This is a genomic window from Stenotrophomonas sp. pho (genome assembly GCF_006228405.1).
In the GTDB taxonomy this organism is placed as follows: domain Bacteria; phylum Pseudomonadota; class Gammaproteobacteria; order Xanthomonadales; family Xanthomonadaceae; genus Stenotrophomonas; species Stenotrophomonas sepilia.
Map to the genome: position 1 here is coordinate 2848223 of NZ_CP029759.1, position 16275 is coordinate 2864497.

15 protein-coding genes and 3 pseudogenes are annotated in these 16275 nt (G+C 66.3%); 13 read left to right on the top strand and 5 right to left on the bottom strand.

Annotated features, from left to right (window positions below; genetic code table 11):
* Positions 1 to 99 precede the first annotated feature (99 nt).
* From rpsR to DL544_RS13445, 3 genes are all read right to left on the bottom strand, one after another.
* Complete coding sequence (gene rpsR, locus DL544_RS13435; RefSeq protein ID WP_002804494.1) at positions 100 to 330, bottom strand: 30S ribosomal protein S18; 231 nt, start codon at positions 328 to 330, stop codon at positions 100 to 102.
* 11 nt (positions 331 to 341) lie between these two features.
* Positions 342 to 779, bottom strand: a complete 438-nt coding sequence (rpsF, locus tag DL544_RS13440; protein WP_005417400.1) for a 30S ribosomal protein S6 — start codon at positions 777 to 779, stop codon at positions 342 to 344.
* 241 nt (positions 780 to 1020) lie between these two features.
* Complete coding sequence (locus DL544_RS13445; protein WP_005417401.1) at positions 1021 to 1359, bottom strand: HesB/IscA family protein; 339 nt, start codon at positions 1357 to 1359, stop codon at positions 1021 to 1023.
* A gap of 128 nt (positions 1360 to 1487) precedes the next feature.
* Here DL544_RS13445 and asnS point away from each other — a divergent pair, with 128 nt between their 5' ends.
* The 12 genes and pseudogenes from asnS (at position 1488) to DL544_RS13505 (ending at position 11973) form a co-directional block, all read left to right on the top strand.
* Entirely contained in the window at positions 1488 to 2882 is a 1395-nt protein-coding gene (gene asnS, locus DL544_RS13450) for an asparagine--tRNA ligase (RefSeq protein WP_065186192.1), read from the top strand.
* Between the two features lie 30 nt (positions 2883 to 2912).
* Complete coding sequence (locus tag DL544_RS13455; RefSeq protein WP_139727344.1) at positions 2913 to 3212, top strand: hypothetical protein; 300 nt, start codon at positions 2913 to 2915, stop codon at positions 3210 to 3212.
* Between the two features lie 5 nt (positions 3213 to 3217).
* Positions 3218 to 3532 (top strand): hypothetical protein, encoded by a 315-nt coding sequence (locus tag DL544_RS13460; protein ID WP_005417404.1) that lies wholly within the window; start codon positions 3218 to 3220, stop codon positions 3530 to 3532.
* A gap of 7 nt (positions 3533 to 3539) precedes the next feature.
* Positions 3540 to 4177 (top strand): annotated as a pseudogene (locus tag DL544_RS13465) (FMN-binding negative transcriptional regulator).
* A 72-nt stretch (positions 4178 to 4249) separates the two neighbouring features.
* Positions 4250 to 4912: a carbonate dehydratase gene (can, locus tag DL544_RS13470; RefSeq protein ID WP_005417406.1), complete on the top strand. Its 663-nt coding sequence runs from the start codon at positions 4250 to 4252 to the stop codon at positions 4910 to 4912.
* Positions 4913 to 4932: 20 nt separating this feature from the next.
* Positions 4933 to 5454, top strand: a complete 522-nt coding sequence (locus DL544_RS13475; RefSeq protein WP_049439577.1) for a 3-hydroxyanthranilate 3,4-dioxygenase — start codon at positions 4933 to 4935, stop codon at positions 5452 to 5454.
* Between the two features lie 138 nt (positions 5455 to 5592).
* Positions 5593 to 6867 carry a kynureninase gene (kynU, locus tag DL544_RS13480; RefSeq protein WP_005417408.1) on the top strand — a complete coding sequence of 425 codons (1275 nt, stop codon included), beginning with the start codon at positions 5593 to 5595 and terminating at the stop codon, positions 6865 to 6867.
* Between the two features lie 31 nt (positions 6868 to 6898).
* A complete protein-coding gene (locus DL544_RS13485) occupies positions 6899 to 8266 on the top strand; it encodes an FAD-dependent oxidoreductase (protein ID WP_111127397.1) in 1368 nt (455 codons plus the stop codon).
* Positions 8266 to 9705, top strand: a complete 1440-nt coding sequence (gene sbcB / locus DL544_RS13490) for an exodeoxyribonuclease I (RefSeq protein WP_065197221.1) — start codon at positions 8266 to 8268, stop codon at positions 9703 to 9705. The genes DL544_RS13485 and sbcB overlap by 1 nt, the downstream gene beginning before the upstream one ends.
* On the top strand, positions 9702 to 10388 hold the full coding sequence (locus tag DL544_RS13495) for a DUF2461 domain-containing protein (RefSeq protein WP_053500718.1): 687 nt from the start codon (positions 9702 to 9704) through the stop codon (positions 10386 to 10388). The genes sbcB and DL544_RS13495 overlap by 4 nt, the downstream gene beginning before the upstream one ends.
* Positions 10388 to 11380: an aldo/keto reductase gene (locus DL544_RS13500; RefSeq protein ID WP_065178612.1), complete on the top strand. Its 993-nt coding sequence runs from the start codon at positions 10388 to 10390 to the stop codon at positions 11378 to 11380. The genes DL544_RS13495 and DL544_RS13500 overlap by 1 nt, the downstream gene beginning before the upstream one ends.
* Before the next feature lie 42 nt (positions 11381 to 11422).
* Positions 11423 to 11973 (top strand): annotated as a pseudogene (locus DL544_RS13505) (DUF2939 domain-containing protein).
* 117 nt (positions 11974 to 12090) lie between these two features.
* On the opposite strand, the gene DL544_RS13510 reads toward DL544_RS13505, so the two are convergent.
* Together DL544_RS13510 and DL544_RS13515 are read right to left on the bottom strand one after the other, a co-directional pair.
* Positions 12091 to 13035, bottom strand: coding sequence for a 5'-nucleotidase (locus DL544_RS13510; RefSeq protein WP_005417414.1), 945 nt, complete (start codon positions 13033 to 13035; stop codon positions 12091 to 12093).
* Between the two features lie 47 nt (positions 13036 to 13082).
* A pseudogene (locus DL544_RS13515) lies at positions 13083 to 13888 on the bottom strand (NAD kinase).
* Between the two features lie 458 nt (positions 13889 to 14346).
* On the opposite strand from DL544_RS13515, the gene DL544_RS13520 reads away from it, so the two are divergent.
* Entirely contained in the window at positions 14347 to 16191 is a 1845-nt protein-coding gene (locus tag DL544_RS13520; RefSeq protein WP_139727346.1) for a hypothetical protein, read from the top strand.
* The last annotated feature ends 84 nt before the right edge of the window (positions 16192 to 16275 follow it).

A 16275-nucleotide genomic window follows, 5' to 3' on the forward strand; every position in this document is an offset into this window, starting at 1 on the left:
TGCTCCAGATGAGTTATTCGTTAGCGAGGCGATGCCCCGCAACAAAGGCTGTCCGAATAGCTGGCACAGCGGGGGCGGCACCGGGCCGCCCCGCCGGCATCAGACGTCGTGGTTGTCGGTGTACGGGATCAGGGCCAGGAAGCGGGCGCGCTTGACGGCGGTCGCCAGCTGGCGCTGGTACTTCGACTTGGTACCGGTGACGCGGCTCGGCACGATCTTGCCGTTCTCGGTCAGGTACTGGCGCAGGGTGTTGAGATCCTTGTAGTCGATCTCCTTCACACCTTCAGCAGTGAACTTGCAGAACTTGCGGCGACGGAAGAACTTGGACATGGGAAGGCTCCTTAGGCGGCGGAAGCGGCGTCGTCGCCGGCTTCGTTGTCAGCGGTGGTGTTGGACTCGCCTTCTTCGTCGTCACGACGACGGCGCTCACCGCGCTCCGGCTTGTCACCCTTCTCGTCCTTGCTCTTCATGATCAGCGACTGCTCGGTGTCAGCCTCGTCACGCTTGATGACCAGGTTGCGCAGCACGGCGTCGTTGAAGCGGAAGCTCTCGGTCAGTTCGTTCAGAACGGCCTGGTCGGCTTCGATGTTCATCAGCACGTAGTGGGCCTTCACCAGGTTCTGGATCGGGTACGCCAGCTGGCGGCGGCCCCAGTCTTCCAGGCGGTGGATGGTGCCGTTGCCGTTCTCGACCAGCGACTTGTAGCGCTCGATCATGGCCGGGACCTGCTCGCTCTGGTCCGGGTGGACCATGAACACGATTTCGTAATGACGACTCATGTTTTTTCTACCTTTCGGATGTGGCCTCGCGGCCGGACAGCCCCCGCCGTTGAGACCGCGGTGGGGCAAGGATCCCCGCCAGGAAGGCAGGAAGCCGCGCATTATGGCGCAGATGGGGATGACGGGCAACCGGGGGCACCCGACCTTCTGAACCGGGGTGCCCTGCCCCGGTGCCGATCAAGGTCGGCACCCACCAGGCGGGTAGCGCCGGGCCATGTCCGGCGGGCGCCAAAGCCGCGCGTCAGGCCTTGTCGGCGTCGGTGGTGAAGCTCTCGCCGCAGCCGCATTCGGCGGTGGCGTTCGGGTTGCTGAACGTGAAGGTCTCGCTCAGGCCATGCTTGCCGAAGTCGATCACGGTGCCGTCCACCAGCGCCAGGCTCTTGGCGTCGACATAGATCTTCACGCCGTCCTGGTCGAACACGGTATCGCCCTCGCGCTCGTCGCGGGCCAGGTCGGTCACGTGGCCCCAACCGGAGCAGCCGGTCCTGGTCACGCCGAAACGCAGGCCCAGCGCGCCGGGGGTCTGGGCGACAAAGCGCTGCACGCGCTCGAAGGCAATGGGGGTCAGGCTGACGGCCATGGGGCTACTCCAGAGGTACGGGGACATTATAAGGAGCCGTTGCCACGAAAAATGCCTCGCAAGCAGAACGCTGCAACCGGTAAACTCCCGTGTTCACAGATCGAGTCGATCAGCAGAGGATTCAAGTCATGACGGTGGTCAGCGTTGAACATGCGCTTGCCGGGAAGATCCCGGAAGGCGGCGAAGTCACGGTACGCGGATGGGTGCGCACGGTGCGCGGTTCAGCGAATCTGGCCTTCGTGAATGTGAGCGACGGCTCCTGCTTCGCCCCGATCCAGATCGTGGCCAACGACACCCTGGGCAACTTCGACGAGATCAAGCGCCTGACCAGCGGCTGCTCGGTCATCGCCACCGGCACCCTGGTGAAGTCGCAGGGCAAGGGCCAGTCGTTCGAGATCCAGGCCAGCGCCCTGGAAGTGGTCGGCTGGGTCGAAGACCCGCTCACCTACCCGATCCAGCCCAAGCCGATGTCGCCGGAGTTCCTGCGCGAAGTGGCGCACCTGCGCCCGCGCACCAACCTGTTCGGCGCAGTCACCCGCATCCGCAACTGCCTGGCCCAGGCCGTGCACCGCTTCTTCCACGAGAACGGCTTCAACTGGATCAGCACCCCGATCATCACCACCTCCGATGCCGAAGGCGCCGGCCAGATGTTCCGCGTGTCCACCCTGGACATGGTGAACCTGCCGCGTGACGAGAAGGGCGCGATCGACTTCAGCCGCGACTTCTTCGGCAAGGAAACGTTCCTGACCGTGTCCGGCCAGCTGAACGTCGAGGCGTACTGCCTGGCGCTGAGCAAGGTCTACACCTTCGGCCCGACCTTCCGCGCCGAGAACAGCCACACCACCCGCCATCTGGCGGAGTTCTGGATGATCGAGCCGGAAATCGCCTTCGCCGACCTGGCCGAAGACGCACGCCTGGCCGAAGAGTTCCTGAAGTACCTGTTCCGCGCCGTGCTGAACGAGCGCAGCGACGACCTGGCCTTCATCGCCGAGCGCGTGGACAAGAACGCGATCACCAAGCTGGAAGATTTCATCAACGCACCGTTCGAGCGCATCGACTACACCGATGCGGTCAGCCTGCTGCAGAAGTCCGGCAGGAAGTTCGACTTCCCGGTGGAATGGGGCCTGGACCTGCAGACCGAGCACGAGCGCTGGCTGACCGAGGAGCATGTCGGCCGTCCGGTGGTGGTGACCAACTATCCGGAGCACATCAAGGCCTTCTACATGCGCCTGAACGACGACGGCAAGACCGTTGCCGCGATGGACGTGCTGGCCCCGGGCATCGGCGAGATCATCGGTGGCAGCCAGCGTGAGGAGCGCCTCGACGTGCTGGACGCGCGCATGGCCCAGTTCGGCCTGGATCGTGAGCACTACAGCTGGTACCGCGACTTCCGCCGCTATGGCTCGGTGCCTCACGCCGGCTTCGGGCTGGGCTTCGAACGCCTGGTGGTGTACGTCTGCGGGCTGTCCAACATCCGCGATGCGATCCCCTACCCGCGCGCCCCGGGCAGCGCGGACTTCTAAGCCCCACACGTCCACGGAGGTACGGCTCCCATGACCCTGTTCTTCGCCCTGGGTTTCGTCGGCGTTGCAGTGGCCGGGTTCAGTGCCTTCGTGATCTTCTGGCCGCTGACCCTGGTGCACGTTCGCGACCGCCATCCGGCGCTCGCCGAGCGCTTCGGCAGCGGCGCCTTCCTCAAGCCCGATGCCCTGGCCTGGCTGTTGCGCCGCGACTATCGCCAGCAGCCGGACCGCTCGCTGTCCGGGCTGGCGACGCCGGCCTGGGTATCGCTGCTGACCCTGCTGGCCGGACTGGGCATGGCCGCCCTGCTCTGGCTGGCCTCGCTCTGGTAACCCCCATGAATGACATTTCCGCCTCGCGCGACAGCTGGTGGCTGGCCAGCCTCGGCAACACCCTGATCTGGGCGCGCCTGCGCGTTCGCCCGGCCGGCACCGCTGAGGTGCTCGACAGCGACGGCAACACGCTGAGCTATGACAGCGAAGACACCGCCCGTTCGCAGCTGTTCGACGCCGAATTCGTCGAGTATGACGGTCTGGACGAGGAAGACGCGCTGGTGCGTGGCTTCAGCCTGCACGAAGTGCAGCCGCCGCAGGCCGACAACGACGAAGGCCTGCGCGGCCGCATGATCCAGTCGCTGGGCGCGCGCGCCTGATCCAGGCATGTTCACTCCACGCGCCTTCGCCGAGACCGACCTGCTCTGGCTGGACCGCCTGCTGGCGCGTGATCCATTCGTCACGGTGCTCACCCCGGCAGCGATGGCCTGCCGGAGCTGACCCGGATGCCGGTGCTGTACCGGCGCGAGGGCGAGCGCATCGAGCTGCGCGGGCACTGGGCCCGCGCCAACCCGCAGTCGCGCCACGGCGGTGCGGCCAAGGTGCTGGTCGACGGACCACACGGCTACGTCTCGGCCAGCTGGTATCCGGACAAGGAGCCTGCCGCACGGGTGCCGACCTGGAACTACGCCGCCGCCGAGCTGCGTGGCCAGTTGCACACCTTCGACGATACCGATGCGCTGGCCGGGCTGGTCGGCGCGATCAGCGACCACTTCGAAGCCAGCGTCGGCCAGGCCTGGCAGTTCGATGCCACGCGTGCCGAACATGGCCCGGAACTGCGTGCCATCGTCGGCTTCCGTTTCCAGGTTGAACACGTGCAGCTGAAGCTGAAGCTGAGCCAGAACCATCCCGACGCCAACCAGCGCGCCGTGATCGCCGAACTGGAACAGCTGGGCACCCCTTCCTCCACCGAGTTGGCGCAGTGGATGCGCTGGCACCGCGAACAGGCCGCCCGCAGCGGCTGAACACCCCCGATTCCCGCGACGTCGCAGCTGGATGGCTGCGGTGCGCCCCCACCCGACGCCAGGGACCCGAACATGAAAGACATCCACAAGCTGCTGCAGAACAACCGCGACTGGGCCGACCGCATCGAGAAGGAGGACCCCGACTTCTTCCACCAGCTGGCCAAGCAGCAGCATCCCGAGTACCTGTGGATCGGCTGCTCCGATTCGCGCGTGCCGGCCAACCAGATCATCGGCATGGCGCCGGGCGAAGTGTTCGTGCACCGCAACGTCGCCAACGTGGTCGCCCACACCGACCTTAACTGCCTGAGCGTGGTGCAGTACGCGGTGGACCAGCTGAAGGTCAAGCACATCCTGATCGTCGGCCACTACGGCTGCGGCGGCGTGCATGCCTGCCTGCACAACACCCGCGTCGGCCTGGCCGACAACTGGCTGCGCCATGTCGGTGACGTGGTGCAGAAGCACCAGGGCATCCTCGACGCCATCGAAGACGACGAACTCAAGCACGCCCGGCTGTGCGAGCTGAACGTGATCGAGCAGGTCGCCAACCTCTGCCGCTCGACCATCGTGCTGGATGCCTGGGCCCGCGGCCAGAAGCTGATGGTGCACGGCTGGGTCTACAGCCTGAAAGACGGACGCGTGCGTGAAATGGGCATCGACGTCGGTTCGCTGGAAGAGCTGCAGCCAGCGTATGAAAAAGCGCTGTCCTTCGTGCCGCGCAAGGGCCGTCGCGACTGATCCCCACACGGATGACCACCATGCTCGCTCCACCGATCAACCTGCACGCCTGGATCGAAGAGAACCGCCACCTGCTGAAGCCGCCGGTGGGCAACAAGATGATCGACAACGGCGATTTCATCGTGATGGTGGTCGGCGGGCCGAACTCGCGTACCGACTACCACTACGACGAAGGCCCCGAGTGGTTCTACCAGCTCGAAGGCGAGATGGTGCTGAAGGTGCAGGAGGACGGCGCGGTACGCGACATTCCGATCCGCGCCGGCGAGATCTTCCTGTTGCCGGCGAAGGTGCCGCACTCGCCGCGGCGCCCGCCCGGGGGCATCGGCCTGGTGGTCGAGCGCAAGCGGCTGCCGCATGAGATGGACGGCGTGATCTGGCACTGCGAGCGCTGCAACCACAAGCTGCACGAAGAGTATTTCCCGCTGCAGAACATCGAAACCGACCTGCCCAAGGTGTTTGCGCGCTACCACGCCAGCCTGGAACTGCGTACCTGCAGCCAGTGCGGGCACGTGGATCCGCTGCCGGTGCCGGCGGCGGGCTGAGCACCCGCCCCTGTAGAGCCGAGCCCATGCTCGGCTTCGTGGCCCGGCAGCCGAGCATGGGCTCGGCTCTACAGGTTCGGCGGCAGGCACGCCGCCAGGCGCTACACTGGCGGTCCCGTTGCAGCCTGTTGCCCGACCATGTCCGACCTGCTCAGCCGCACCCACGCCATCGCCCTGGACGCCGCCGATCCGCTGCGCCCGCTGCGTGGCGAATTCCTGATTCCGCGCCATGGAGGCGGCGAGCAGACCTACTTCGTCGGCAACTCGCTGGGCCTGCAGCCGCGCGGTGCGCAGGCAGCGGTGCAGGAAGTGATGAAACAATGGGGCGAACTGGCGGTGGAAGGCCACTTCACCGGCCCGACGCAGTGGCTGTCCTACCACCGCCTGGTGAGCGCGCAGCTGGCCCGCGTGGTCGGCGCACTGCCCAGCGAGGTGGTAGCGATGAACACGCTGAGCGTGAACCTGCACCTGATGATGGTCAGCTTCTACCGGCCGACCACGCAGCGTCCGGTGATCCTGATGGAAGCCGGCGCATTCCCGACCGACCGCCACGCGGTGGAAGCTCAGATCCGCTTCCATGGTTTCGACCCGGCCGAGTGTCTGGTGGAAGTGCAGCCGGACGAAGCCAACGGCACGATTTCGCTGGCCGCGATCGAACGCGCCATCGCCGAGCACGGCCCGCGCCTGGCACTGGTGCTGTGGCCCGGCGTGCAGTACCGCACCGGCCAGGCCTTCGACCTCGATGCGATCACGCGCGCCGCACGCCTGCAGGGCGCACGCATCGGCTTCGACCTGGCGCACTCGGTTGGCAACCTGCCGCTGCGCCTGCATGAGGTGGCGCCCGATTTCGCCGTGTGGTGCCACTACAAATACCTCAACAGCGGCCCGGGCGCGGTGGCCGGCGCGTTCGTGCACGAGCGCCACCATCGCGACACCACCCTGCCGCGCTTTGCCGGCTGGTGGGGCCATGAGGAATCGACCCGCTTCCAGATGGCGCCCCAGTTCACCCCCGCCATCGGTGCCGAAGGCTGGCAGTTGAGCAATCCGCCGATCCTCGGCCTGGCACCACTGCGTGCCTCGCTGGACCTGTTCGAGCGTGCCGGCATGGAGGCGCTGCGCAGCAAATCGCTGGCGCTGACCGGCCTGCTCGAAGCACTGGTCCGCGCACGCCTGCCGCAGGTGCTGGACATCATTACCCCGGCCGATCCGCAGCGCCGCGGCTGCCAGTTGTCACTGCGCGTGATCGGTGGCCGCGAGCGTGGCCGTGCACTGTTCGAGCACCTGCGCGGCATCGGCGTGCTCGGCGACTGGCGCGAGCCTGACGTGATCCGCATCTCGCCCACCCCGCTCTACAACCGCTACCTGGACGTGCACCATTTCGTCGAGGAAGTGGAAGCCTGGGCCGGCCTGTAAGCCGCCCCCTCCCCTGCTGCTGGACAGTTCGTTGATCGCACACGCCTCCCGCTCGTTGAGCATTATCGGTGCCGGCCTTGCCGGGTCCCTGCTGGCCATCCTGCTGTCACGGCAAGGCTGGCGCATCACCCTGTACGAACGCCGTGGCGATCCCCGCATTGCCGACTACGAGAGCGGTCGTTCGATCAACCTGGCGTTGGCCGAGCGCGGGCGCAATGCACTGCGCCAGGCCGGCGTGGAAGACGAGGTGATGGCGCGCGCGGTGATGATGCGCGGGCGCATGGTGCATCCACGCGACGGCGAACCGCAGCTGCAGCGCTATGGCCGCGACGACAGCGAGGTGATCTGGTCGATCCATCGCAGCGATCTGAACACCACGCTGCTGGAACTGGCCGAACAGGCTGGTGCCACCGTGCACTTCCATCGCCGCCTGCACACCGTGGATTTCGACGCGGGCTACGCGCGTTTCATCGATGACCGTGACGACAGCCCGCACGACATCCGCTTTGACACCCTGATCGGTGCCGACGGCGCGGGCTCGGCACTGCGCGCGGCGATGAACCGTCGTGCGCCGCTGGGCGAGGACATCGCCTTCCTTGACCATTCGTACAAGGAACTGGAGATCCCGCCGGCCGCCGACGGCGGCTTCCGCATCGAGCGCAATGCGCTGCACATCTGGCCGCGCGGCCACTACATGTGCATCGCGTTGCCCAACCACGAAGGCACTTTCACGGTCACCCTGTTCCTGCCCAACCAGGGCGATCCCAGCTTTGCCACGGTCAACACCGGCGCGCAGGCCGAGGCGCTGTTCGCGCGCGAGTTCGCCGACACCCTGCCGCTGATTCCCAACCTGCGCAAGGACTGGGAACAACACCCACCGGGCCTGCTCGGCACGCTCACCCTGGAACGCTGGCATCAGCAGGGCCGCGCCGTGCTGATCGGTGACGCCGCGCATGCGATGGTGCCGTTCCACGGCCAGGGCATGAACTGCGCATTCGAGGACTGCGTTGCACTGGCCCGCCAGCTGATGGAGGCCGATGACCTGGAAAGCGCGTTCGCCGCGTTCGAAGCCGAGCGCAAACCGAATGCACGTGCCATCCAGCAGATGGCGCTTGAGAACTACCTGGAGATGCGCGACCGCGTGGCCGACCCTGCATTCCTGCTGCAACGCGAGCTGGAGCAGGAACTGCAGCGGCGCTGGCCGACCCGCTTCGTGCCGCATTACACGATGGTCACCTTCCTGCACACGCCCTACGCCGAGGCGCTGCGCCGCACCGAACTGCAGCGCGACCTGCTGGTTGCAGCCACCGCCGGTCACGATTCACTGGACAACATCGACTGGGCCGCACTGGAAACGCAGGTCCACGCGCAGTTGCCGGTCCTGGAGGGCGCGCACTGATGGCAGACAGCTTCCTGTTCTACGACCTGGAAACCTTCGGCCAGGACCCGCGGCGCACGCGCATCTCGCAGTTCGCCGCGATCCGCACCGATGCCGACCTCAACGAGATCGACACGCCGGTCAGCTTCTTCGTGCGCCCGGCAGACGACCTGCTGCCCTCGCCGATGGCCACCCTGGTCACCGGCATCACCCCGCAGCAGGCCCTGGCCGAGGGCATCAGCGAGGCCGAAGCCTTCGACCGCATCAACGAGCAGCTGTCGCGCCCCGGCACCTGCGCACTTGGCTACAACACCCTGCGCTTCGACGATGAGTTCGTCCGCTACGGGTTGTTCCGCAACTTCCACGATCCCTACGAGCGCGAGTGGCGCAATGGCAATTCACGCTGGGACCTGCTGGACATGCTGCGGCTGATGCGCGCGATGCGCCCGGACGGCATCCGGTGGCCGCTGCGCGAAGACGGCGCCACCTCGTTCAAGCTCGAGCACCTGGCCGAGGCCAACAACGTGCGCGAAGGCGATGCGCACGAAGCGCTGTCAGACGTGCGCGCCACCATCGGCATGGCTCGGCTGTTCAAGCAGTCGCAGCCGCGCCTGTGGGAGTACGCACTGAAGCTGCGCGACAAGCGCTTCGTCGGCGGCCTGCTGGACGTGGCCGCGATGAAGCCGGTCCTGCACATTTCCATGCGCTACCCTGCCAGCCGCCTTTGCGCCGCACCGGTTCTGCCCTTGGCCGTACACCCGACCATCAACAACCGGGTGATCGTGTTCGACCTGGAAGGCGAGATCGACGACCTGCTGGAGCTGCCGCCCGAGGTGATCGCACAGCGCCTGTACATGCGGGCCAGCGAGCTGCCCGAAGGCGTGACACGCGTGCCGCTGAAGGAAGTACACCTGAACAAGGTGCCGGCACTGATCGCATGGAACCACCTGCGCGCCGACGATCATGCGCGCCTCGGCCTGGACGTGGCCGCGATCGAGGCCAAGGTGGAACGGCTGCGCGCGTTCGCTCCACAGCTGGCCGAGAAGGCACGCCAGGTCTACAACCAGCCCCGCGTCGCGACCGTGGCCGATGTCGATGCCTCGCTGTACGACGGATTCCTCGGCAACGGCGACAAGCCGCTGCTCGCGCTGGCACGCACCACCGCGCCGGAGCAGCTGGCCGCGCTGGAAGGCCGCTTCCGCGACCCGCGCCTTCCAGAGCTGCTGTTCCGCTACCGCGCACGCAACCATCCCGGCAGCCTCGCGCCGGCCGAACACCAGCGTTGGCAGGATTACCGCCGCCAGCGCCTGCTCGGCGACGGCGGCCTGGGCGAACTCAACCTGCCCCAGTACCAGCAACAGCTTGATGCACTGGCCGCCGAAGCGCCCGGCGACGCGCGGCGCCAGGCCCTGCTGCAATCGTTGCGCGACTGGGGCCAGCACCTGCAGGAGACGCTGTGAGCACCTATTTCTCGGACGCCAGTTTCAAGTTCCTGCGCAGTCTGGCGCGGCACAACGACAAGACCTGGTTCAACGACCACCGCCAGCAGTATGAAGACCACGTCCGGCAGCCGTTCCTGCGCCTGCTGGGCGACCTGCAGCCGGCACTGGCCGAGGTCAGCGAGCACTTCCGCGCCGATACCCGCGGCGTCGGTGGCTCGCTGTTCCGCATCCACCGTGACGCGCGCTTTTCCAACGACAAGTCACCGTACAAGACCTGGCAGGGTGCGCGCCTGTTCCATGAGCGCCGCCGAGAGGTGGCCGCGCCGTCCTTCTATGTGCACCTGCAACCCGGCGAGAGCTTCGTCGGCGCCGGCCTGTGGCATCCGGAACCGGAAACCCAGCGCCGCGTGCGCCATTTCATCCTCGACAACCCGGGCAGCTGGAAGGCCGCCGCGCACGCGCCGGCCCTGCGCAAGCGCTTCGATTTCGAGGAGAGCGAGAAGCTGGTGCGTCCCCCTCGTGGCTTCCCGGCCGACTTCGAGTTCATCGACGACCTCAAGCACCGCAACTGGGTGATGTGGCGCTCGCTGGACGACGCCACGATGACCGGCCCACGCCTGCTGTCCACGCTGGGCAAGGACCTGGCCGCGCTCGGCCCGTTCGTCGACTACCTGTGCGCTGCGCTGGACCTGGAATTCTGATGTCGCAGAATCTTCCGCTGGCCCGCCAGCGGCGCGTGCTCGGCCGCACCAGCCTGGCCGTTTCACCGATCGGATTGGGCTGCTCCGGCTTCTGGGGTCATCGCCGCTTCCCCGAGCATGAGGCGGCTGCCGTGGTCGAACATGCGCTTGCCCACGGGGTGAACCTGCTCGATACCGGTCACAACTATTCCGGCTTCCATGCCGAGCCGCGCCTGGGCCGCATCCTGCGCCCGTTGCTGAAGCAGTACCCGCGCGATTCACTGGTGATCTCAAGCAAGGGCGGCACGCTGACCGGCCAGGCCGGCATCAGCGGCGCCGAGCAACGCAACTTCTCGCCCGCGGCCATCACCGCCAGCTGCGAGGCGTCGCTGCGCAACTTAGGCCTGGACCATCTTGATGTCTACCAGCTGCATGGCGCCAGCGAACACGACATCAGTGACGACCTGCTGGCGGCACTGCAGCGCCTGCGCGAACGTGGGTTGATCCGGTACACCGGCATCAACACCCACTCGGCCTCGACCCTGCGCTGGATGATCGCCCATCCGGACGCCTTCGATGTGGTACTGCTGGACTACAACGCCCTGCAGCAGGACCGAGAACCGCTTATCGATCGGCTGCAGGCAGTGGGCATCGGCGTGCTGGCCGGCACCGTGCTGGCGCAAGGACACCTGCTGCCCGCGCGTGCGCGCCTGCCACGGCTGGCCGATGGCTGGTATCTGGCGCGCGCGTGGCTGAAGCCCAGCAGCCGCCAGCTGATGCGCAGTGCCCGCCAGATGCGGCGCGCGGTGGCCACGATCCACAGCCAGCGCCCGGCCCAGACCGCCTTCGCCTATACGCTGGGCCATCCCGGCGTTGCCAGCGGCATCCTCGGCACCACCCGCACCCGCAGCCTGGACGAAGTGCTGGCGACGCGGCTGGAGGCGCTGACTCCGGCGGAACGGCAACGGCTGGTCGATGCCTTCGGTGATGGCCGTGGTTCGCCCAGTCAGTGAGTCTTCACCCGGCACTGCCGCCGTTGCGGCAGTCTGTCCGGCATGAAGAAGCTCACCGCACTGCTTGTGCTGCCGGTCCTGGCCTTGGCGGCCTGGTGGTTCGGCGGCCCGTACCTGACCGTCAATGGCCTGTCCAAGGCCATCGAGCAGCGCGACACTGCGCGCCTGGAGCGCTACGTCGATTTCCCGCGCGTGCGCAGCAGCCTGCGCGCGCAGCTCAATGACTACCTGGTGCGCCAGGCCGGGCCAGACGTGGCGGCCAGCCCGTTCGGCGCCCTCCTCTACGGCCTCGGCGACCAGCTCGGGGGGCCGCGGTGGAAACCATGGTGACCCCGACCGGGATCGGCGCGATGCTGCAGGGCCACGTGCTGTGGAAGCGTGGCCGCAATGAACTGCAGGGTGGCGACGCCTTCGGCGCAACTGAACCGGCGCGGCCGTTGAAGAATGCCGAACATCATTTCGAAGCGCTGGACCGCTTCGTGATCGATGTGGATCGCGGCCCCGGCCAGCCACCGATGAAGGTGGTGCTGGAGCCGCAGGGCCTGCGCTGGAAAGTGGTGGACCTGCAGCTGGGGATGTCGGGCAGCCCGTAGCCCCATGCCGCTGCGCTCGCCGGGCATGGCCCGGCGCTGCCGCCGCCTTGTACCCCGCTCTGGTAGACGCCCACCTTGGTGGGCGCGGCTGCGCCGCGATGCCAACAGCTACCGGGCTCAGCCCTCGTTGGCGACGCCGTGCGGTACGTGGCCGGCGGCTACATGCTCGCGGGCACTGTCGATGTTGTGCTGCGAATCATCGAAGAAGATGTCGGCACCGAAGGCCTGCAGGAACGGCCCCTTGTGCCGGCCGCCGAGGAACAGTGCTTCGTCCAGGCGCACGCCCCACTCCCGCAGGGTACGGATCACCCGCTCGTGCGCCGGGGCCGACCGCGCGGTCACCAGTGCGGTACGGATCGGCGCGCTGTCGCCAGCCGGGAACACTTCCTGCAGCGTGTGCAGGGCCGACAGGAAGCCGCGGAAGGGGCCGCCACTGAGTGGCTCGCGGGCGCGTTCGCGTTCGTGGCGGCCAAAGGCTTCCACGCCCTGCTCGCGCGAAATGCGCTCACTCTCGTCACCGAAGATCACTGCGTCACCGTCGAAGGCAATGCGCAGCTGGCCGGCCGGGCGACCGGTATCGATCTGGTCGGCCGCTGCCGCAGCGGTCTCGCCCGGTGGTTTGGGCAGGATGGTCGCCGCCGCGATGCCATGGCGCAGCGCACTGCGCACCGATTCCGGGTTGGCCGACAGGAACAGGTCGGTGCCGAACGGCTTCACATACGGCCAAGTCGGCTCGCCAGCGGTGAACGTCGCACGGATGATGCCCAGGCCGTAATGCTGGATCGAGTTGAAGATACGCAGGCCGGTATCGGCCGAATTGCGCGACAGCAGGATCACCTCGACCCGCGGGTTCTCCGGGCTGGCGCCCTGGTTCAGTGCCAGCAGCTTGCGCACTACGGGAAAGGCCACGCCGGGACCGAGGATGTCGTCCTCATGCTGGCGCTGGAACTCGGCATAGGCCGCCACGCCATCGCTCTCGAACAGCGCGTGGCTTTCCTCGAGGTCGAACAGCGCGCGCGAGGTGACCGCGACGGTCAGCAAACGGGGGGAGTTGTCGCCCATCGGTGGGGGTCCTTCAAGCGGTCGGCGGGGCCGGCCGCCCATTGTCCTCAAAAAACGAACTGTTCGCTCAGGATCCGGTCTTCCAGGTTGTGCTCCGGGTCGAACAGCAGGGTCACACGACGGTCTCTCGACTCGCGGATGGTCACCTCGACCACATCGCGGGTCTCGTGCGAATCAGCGGTGACGCTGACCGGACGCTTGTAGGGATCGAGCACGCGGAAGCGCACTTCGGTGTCGGCCTTGAGGATCGCCCGCGCCAGCGTCGCGGCCGATACGGAGCCAGCGGCGTCAGCGCGATGGTATGCGACCCCAGCGGCAACACCGGGCCGTGCGCGGAATAATTGTAGGCGGTACTGCCGGCCGGGGTGGCCACCAGCACGCCGTCACCGATCAGCTCGGCCACCCGCTCCTGGCCGTTGAGGTCGATGCCGATATGGGCCGCCTGCCGGGTCTGGCGAAGGAGCGAGACATCGTTGTACGCCAGCGAGCCGGTGCTGGTCCCGGACTCGGTCAGCGCCACCATTTCCAGCGGGCGCAGGTTGGCCGGTTCGGCACGCGCAATGCGGGCCTGCACGTCATCGTCGCCACGGTACTGGTTCATCAGGAAGCCAACGGTGCCCAGCTTCATGCCGAACACCGGCTTGCCCAGGTGCCCGTGCCGGTGCAGGGTCTGCAGCATGAAACCGTCGCCACCCAGCGGGCACAGCACGTCGGCCTGCTCGGGCGCGTGATCGCCATAACGCGAGATCATCGCCGCGCGGGCCATCTGTGCAGGTTCGGCGGTGCTGGCCAGGAAAGCGATGCGGGGGTGTCGCTCATCAGGCGTGGGGCCCTGGAAGTGTGGATAGAGCATACCTCGCCACTGCTCCAACGCAACTGAGGTTGCCGATTCCAATGCTGCCTGTCTGACTTCCGATTCCCAAGCGATGCCCTCCTCTGCACGCCACCAAGTAGAACGCCTGGGCGACGGCGGCCACAGCCCTCCAGAACCGGCCTACGCCCAAGGCTGATTGTTCCTTCGCTCCCTGGATGTGCGGGGAAACAATCGCGTTGGGCCCGATACCAACTACATCGTGGATGACGGAAGCCGCACTTTTGCGGGCAGCCGTGACCGCTTGGCACACGCGAACAACGTCGCGGAGGTTTCCATCTGCTCGAGGTGACTCTGTAAAAAATCCAACACATCGAAGGCTGCTCGCATCGTTTACCGACAACGTCCGATAGCTCCCGTCCGGTACTGCACCGACCATGCAGCAGCGTACTCGCCGTTCCGCGGCTGATTGCGCTCCACCCTTCAGAGAGAGAGGACACATGAACTTCAAGCACCTCAGCCTTGCGTTGGCGGCACTACTGCCGTCCTGGGCCAGTCTTGCCCAAGACGCAGCCACTTCTCAGCAAACCGCAGCGGCAAAGGCCCATATCGGCTTCCTGAGCCCGGCATCAAACGCCTACCGGGAGCTGCTGCCGGGCAACTATACGAATCTGTACTTCACGCTACGCAATGATGACTGGCAGGACCGGGTGCGGCTGCCCACCTCGCTGTCGTTGTCCGAGCGTTCCATCTATCTGGCCAACCTGGCGACATCGCCCCGCCATCTGGAGGTCGACGGTGTATTCACCCATCTGCCCTCAGAGGTCAGAAAGGTGATGTTGCCCGCCGGCCAGAACCTGGCCGTCAGCAACAGGATGAGCATGGCCTGGCGCCTGTCCCCGAAGCACCTGCGCGAGATCAATGGCCCGAACGAAGCGCGCTGGCGCATTCCTTCAAACGGACGCAAGCTCGCAACGGTACTCAATCTCCGTGATGGGCAGCATGTCGGCCAGGTGGGCCTGCCCGACGGCGCACACTCCTATGACACGGTTACCATTCGGCACACGGCAACGTGGCCGAGCTCGGTCATCGCAGCCGATACGCAGTTCCCGCGCTCGAACCTGCGGATCGAGTCGGGTGACGTGCACCACTACGTCTTTGATCCCTTCTTCCGCGTGTGGAAACTGAATCATGCAACCTATCGCCCCGTACTTCCGAATGACGCATCGCGAAAGACGAGTACGGCACGCACACTGGTCACGGCCACCAACGAGAACTTCCGGGGCTACTATCTGAATTTCCCCGATAGTCCCTCGGACCGTGATCGCCGGAGGTTCAAGATCGCTGACTCGAAGGTGATCGACCCAGGCTATGGACTGAAGATCAGCGCTGGCAACATCTTTGATCGCGAGGCCCACATCTGGACCCGCCCTGGCGAAGCGTTCGAGTTCATCTTCGTCAACGACAACGGCCCTGGCTCCGGTTACTGGCACGCACTTCGCTTCCCGGTACAGCGCATCGACGTCGACAAGGAGCGTGGTGGCGAGGTCGACAACGCCGCCGCACAGCTCACCTGGGTGTCCACGGGCGGGGGCACGGTCACATTGCCGAATGCGCACCAGCGCCTGACACGCTTGGTGGTGGAGAATGTCACCGGCGTCCGGCCGCATCCGACACCAAGGACGACCACGATTGTCGGCCCCGGAGTGTCGGACAAAATCCTGCCGGGCGAGCAGGTGTCCTATCGCCTCAGGGACTACAAGTGGATTCGTGAAACGACCACTGTCGACGTGGTGTTTGCCGTTTCCGACCGCCTCGGCGAGATCGGTTCGAAGGACATGGCACTGGAATTAATGCGTGAAAGCCTGAAGAAGACGAACGATGCACTGGACAACTCCGGCGCGACCTTCCGCTTCCGTGAAGCGGCGGTGCGAAATATCACCGTGCCGTACTACCTGCCGACCTATGCCATTCCCGAGTGGATCGCCAACCACGCATCGCAAGTGATCAGCGACAGCGGTGCCGATGGGGTCTTCTTCGGTGGCGTGGCCGATGGCTGCAACGGCGTCCACCACTCCAAGCCGCGCAAGCAGTTTGCGGTGGCAATGAACCTGCTCTGCTCCACCGACATGCTTCGTGAGGAAATGGGCAAGGCACTGGGCTTGAAGGTCAATGGCATGCAGGGCGTTCCGGTCATCGGCGCCGGCAACAAGCTGCCGCTGTACCCGACGCCGTTGCGCTTCGTGGACGATGGCAACCGCGCCATCAACCCCGGCCAGCGCGACGAAGTGCAGCACATGAACGGTGTCGCCGCCGAAGTCGCCCGCTACGGCCACGCGCGTTGATGGACTGATTGCTGGCAGCCATCGGCGGCCAGCGGCCCCGGATACAGAACGGCCCCGCTTTCGCGGGGCCGTTCCTTTTCTCCA

Excerpts from the sequence above, each read along its gene's own strand:
- rpsR (WP_002804494.1), bottom strand. The coding sequence starts at position 330 with ATGTCCAAGTTCTTCCGTCGCCGCAAGTTCTGCAAGTTCACTGCTGAA.
- rpsF (WP_005417400.1), bottom strand. The coding sequence starts at position 779 with ATGAGTCGTCATTACGAAATCGTGTTCATGGTCCACCCGGACCAGAGC.
- DL544_RS13445 (WP_005417401.1), bottom strand. The coding sequence starts at position 1,359 with ATGGCCGTCAGCCTGACCCCCATTGCCTTCGAGCGCGTGCAGCGCTTT.
- asnS (WP_065186192.1), top strand. The coding sequence starts at position 1,488 with ATGACGGTGGTCAGCGTTGAACATGCGCTTGCCGGGAAGATCCCGGAA.
- DL544_RS13455 (WP_139727344.1), top strand. The coding sequence starts at position 2,913 with ATGACCCTGTTCTTCGCCCTGGGTTTCGTCGGCGTTGCAGTGGCCGGG.
- DL544_RS13460 (WP_005417404.1), top strand. The coding sequence starts at position 3,218 with ATGAATGACATTTCCGCCTCGCGCGACAGCTGGTGGCTGGCCAGCCTC.
- can (WP_005417406.1), top strand. The coding sequence starts at position 4,250 with ATGAAAGACATCCACAAGCTGCTGCAGAACAACCGCGACTGGGCCGAC.
- DL544_RS13475 (WP_049439577.1), top strand. The coding sequence starts at position 4,933 with ATGCTCGCTCCACCGATCAACCTGCACGCCTGGATCGAAGAGAACCGC.
- kynU (WP_005417408.1), top strand. The coding sequence starts at position 5,593 with ATGTCCGACCTGCTCAGCCGCACCCACGCCATCGCCCTGGACGCCGCC.
- sbcB (WP_065197221.1), top strand. The coding sequence starts at position 8,266 with ATGGCAGACAGCTTCCTGTTCTACGACCTGGAAACCTTCGGCCAGGAC.
- DL544_RS13500 (WP_065178612.1), top strand. The coding sequence starts at position 10,388 with ATGTCGCAGAATCTTCCGCTGGCCCGCCAGCGGCGCGTGCTCGGCCGC.
- DL544_RS13510 (WP_005417414.1), bottom strand. The coding sequence starts at position 13,035 with ATGGGCGACAACTCCCCCCGTTTGCTGACCGTCGCGGTCACCTCGCGC.
- DL544_RS13520 (WP_139727346.1), top strand. The coding sequence starts at position 14,347 with ATGAACTTCAAGCACCTCAGCCTTGCGTTGGCGGCACTACTGCCGTCC.